The organism is Terrabacter terrae (assembly GCF_039529575.1).
GTDB classification, from domain to species: Bacteria; Actinomycetota; Actinomycetes; order Actinomycetales; family Dermatophilaceae; genus Terrabacter; species Terrabacter terrae.
Genome location: NZ_BAAANB010000196.1, coordinates 1 through 742, shown reverse-complemented (window position 1 = coordinate 742; position 742 = coordinate 1). Strand labels below are relative to the sequence as shown.

At 65.1% G+C, this 742-nt stretch carries 1 protein-coding gene; it reads left to right on the top strand.

What is annotated here, in order from left to right; all coding sequences use genetic code 11:
• Positions 1 to 20: 20 nt before the first annotated feature.
• Positions 21 to 742: fumarylacetoacetate hydrolase family protein (locus ABD194_RS20890; protein WP_343995123.1), on the top strand; the 722-nt coding region annotated here is incomplete at its 3' end.

Here is a 742-nt window from a genome sequence, read left to right as displayed (position 1 = left end):
TCCCTCCGATCGACTCGCTCATGGAGGTTTGGGCGGCCGGCGTCACCTACCAACGTTCACGGGAGGCCCGCGTACTCGAGAGTGATCACGCCGCCGACGTGTACGAACTTGTGTACGACGCGGACCGACCGGAGCTGTTCTTCAAGTCGAGCGCCTGGCGAGTGACCGGCCATGGAGAAACCATTTCCGTGCGGCAGGACTCCGCGATCAACGTTCCGGAGCCCGAGTTGGCCATGGTGTTGAACGCTGACGGAGAGACGGTCGGCTACACGGTCTGCAACGACGTGAGCTCCCGCTCGATCGAGGGGACCAACCCCCTGTATCTGCCGCAGGCGAAGGTCTACCTGGGCGCCTGCGCGGTGGGCCCCGCCATCCGGCCCGCCTGGGAGGTTAAGGATCCATACCGGCTTGGCATCTCCATGCGCATCGACCGAGCCGGCCGGGTGATCTGGCAGGGCCAGTCAAACACCAGCGACCTGCGCCGCAGACTGCCCGATCTAGCTGGATACCTGTGCCGTGAAGAGCTCTTCCCGGACGGCGTCATCCTCTCAACAGGAACCAGCCTCGTTCCGGAACTGCCCTTCACATTGGAGCCGGAGGACATGGTGCGTATCGAGGTCGACGAGCTAGGAGTGTTGCAGAGCCGGGTGGTCGGTGGGCGTCAGGAGATGCAATGGCTCGGCGAGTCGCTCCGTGATCCGGCTTGCCGTGGCACCGCGAACTCGCTGCCGGCGGCGGACCG